The 2,831-nt window shown below is 77.8% G+C and carries 1 protein-coding gene; it reads left to right on the top strand.

From position 1 onward, the window contains the following. Positions 1-106 precede the first annotated feature (106 nt). Positions 107-2,692 carry a cation-translocating P-type ATPase gene (locus tag ACZ55U_RS38925; RefSeq protein WP_465534352.1) on the top strand — a complete coding sequence of 862 codons (2,586 nt, stop codon included), beginning with the start codon at positions 107-109 and terminating at the stop codon, positions 2,690-2,692. Positions 2,693-2,831 lie beyond the last annotated feature (139 nt).

Below are 2,831 nucleotides of genomic sequence, written 5' to 3'. Positions count from 1 at the left end.
GAGGGCAACCGACTGAAAGCCATACCCGGCGTCTCTGGGCCTCAGGACCATACGACTGGCCCGTCCAACCCATCAACAACGTAGGACCGACTGACGGGCCACCGCCGTGACCGTCTCCACCGACCCCGGGGCCCGTGGACTGACCGGAGCCGAGGCCGCCCGGCTGCTCTCCGAGCACGGCCGCAACGAGGTGGCCGCCGAGCGTCGGGTGCCGCTGTGGGCCCGGGTGGCCGCCCAGCTGCGGGACCCGCTGATCACCGTGCTGATCGCGGCGGTCGCGCTGACGCTGGCCATCGGCGACCACCCCGACGCGGTGGTCATCGCGCTGGTGATCGTGGTCAACACCACCGTGGGCGTCGTCCAGGAGGTCCGGGCGGAGAGCGCCGTCGCGGCGCTCTCCCGGCTCTCCGCGCCCGCGGCCCGGGTGGTCCGGGACGGCGAGCCGCACAAGGTGCCCTCGGCCGAGGTCGTCCCGGGCGACGTGGTCGAACTCGCCGAGGGCGACATCGTGCCGGCCGACGCCCGGCTCCTGGAGGCCGCCGCCCTGCTGCTCGATGAGTCGATGCTGACCGGCGAATCGCTCCCGGTGGCCAAGGAAACCGACGGGGCGCCGGGCGACGCCGTGCTCCGGGCGGGCACCGTCGTCCTGCGCGGCCGGGCCCTGGCCGAGGTCACCGCCACCGGCGCGGACAGCGCGCTCGGCCGGATCGCCGGCCTGCTGCGGCCGCGGCCCGAGCCGACCCCGCTCCAGCGGCGGCTGGCCGGACTCGGCCGGGTGCTGGCCGCGGTGGCCGTCGGCCTGTGCGTGCTCGTCTTCGTGCTCGGCCTGCTCCGGCACCAGCCGCCCGGTGAGATGGCGGTGACGGCGATCAGCCTGGCGGTCGCCGCCGTACCGGAGTCGCTGCCCGCCGTCGTCACCCTCGCCCTCGCCCTCGGCGCCCGACGGATGGCCGCCCGCCGCGCCGTCGTCCGGCGGCTGCCCGCCGTGGAGACGCTCGGCTCGGTCACCGTGCTGGCCACCGACAAGACCGGCACCCTCACCGAGGGCCGGATGGTGGTCGAGCGCCTCTGGACCCCGCACTCCACCGCCACCGTGACCGGCCTCGGGTACGGGCCCGACGGCGAGGTCCGGCCGGACGAGCCCGACCGCGACGTCCAGCCCGACGAGCCCGCGAGCGACGGGCCCGCAAGCGACGAGGCGCAGTGGCTGCTCACCGCCGCCGTGCTGTGCAACGACGCGGCGCTGCGCCCGCCGACGCCCGGGGATCCGGAGTGGCGGGCGGTCGGCGACCCCACCGAGGCCGCCCTGCTGACCGCCGCCGCCAAGGCCGGGCTGGACCACGACCGGCTGCGGGCCCGCCTCCCCCGGGTCGCCGAGACCCCGTTCGACAGCACCCGCAAGCGGATGAGCACCATCCACCGCGGGCCGGGCGGAACCCTCCTGGTCTGCCTCAAGGGCGCCCCGGAGGCCGTCCTCGCCCCCCTCGTCCTCGCCGAGCCCCCGGAGCTGCTGGAACGCGCCCGGCAGGCGGCCGCCGCACTCGCCGCCGAGGGCTACCGGGTGCTCGCCGTGGCCCGGCGGGACCTCGACCACGTCCCCGATCCGCCCGAGGCGGCCGAGCACGGGCTGCGCCTGCTCGGGCTGACCGCGATGGCCGACCCGCCCAAGCCCTCCGCGGCCACCACCCTGGCCGCCTGCCGCCGGGCCGGCATCCTGCCGGTGCTGATCACCGGCGACCACCCGGCCACCGCCCGCGCCCTCGCCGTCCGGGTCGGGCTGCTGGAGCCGTCCGCCGGAGCCGGGGCGGTGGCGACCGGACGCGACCTCGTCACCGGCGAGGTCCCCGATCCGACCAGCGCCCGGGTGTTCGCCCGCACCGACCCCCGGCAGAAGCTCGACATCGTCCAGGCCTGGCGCACCCGCGGCGCCGTCACGGCGATGACCGGCGACGGCGTCAACGACGGCCCCGCGCTGCGGCGGGCGGACATCGGCGTGGCCATGGGCCGGCGCGGCACCGAGGTCGCCCGCCAGGCCGCCGACCTGGTGCTCGCCGACGACGAGCTCGCCACCGTGGTCGGCGCGGTGGAGGAGGGCCGCCGGGTCTACGACAACATCCGGCGCTTCCTGGTGTTCGGTCTGGCCGGCGGCGCGGCCGAGATCCTGGTGATGCTGGCCGGCCCGCTGTTCGGCTTCGCCCTGCCCCTGCGCGCGGGCCAGATCCTCTGGATCAACCTGCTCACCCACGGCCTCACCGGCGTGGCGATGGGCGCCGAGCCGGTCTCCCCGGGCGCGATGGCCCGGCCGCCGCGCCCGCCTGACCAGCACGTCCTGGGCTCCGGCGTGTGGCAGCGGGTGCTGCTGCTCGGCCTGGCCCTCACGGCCTCCGCGCTCGGCGCGGCCCTGTGGGCGCGCGGCGGCGACCGCCCCTGGCAGACCGTCCTGTTCCTCGCCCTGCTGGCGGGCCAGCTCGGCTCCGTCCTGGGACTGCGCGAGCGGCTGCTGACCCGCGCGAACCCGTTCCTCCCGCTGGCCGTCCTCGCCTCCGCCGCGCTCGCGGCGGCGGCCCTCTACCTGCCCTTCCTCCGCGACCTGCTCGACACCGTGCCGCTCACCTGGGCCGACCTGCCCGCCCCCGTCCTGGCCGGCGTCGTCGGCTTCGCGGCGACCCGGCTGCGCGGGCGACCGATCTGACGACCCGTTCCGGGCCGCCCGGCCCGGTCGACCGCCGACGGACGGCGGGGGTGCGGCGGACGACGGACGGCGGGGGGGGGGGGGGGCGGGGCCACCACGCCCCCCCCCGGCCCCCCCCAAAGGGGGGGAGCCCAAGGAC

It is taken from the genome of Kitasatospora sp. NPDC034533, from assembly GCF_055575155.1.
The sequence above is the reverse complement of the archived record's forward strand: the minus strand, read 5'-3'. Positions and strand labels throughout refer to the sequence as shown.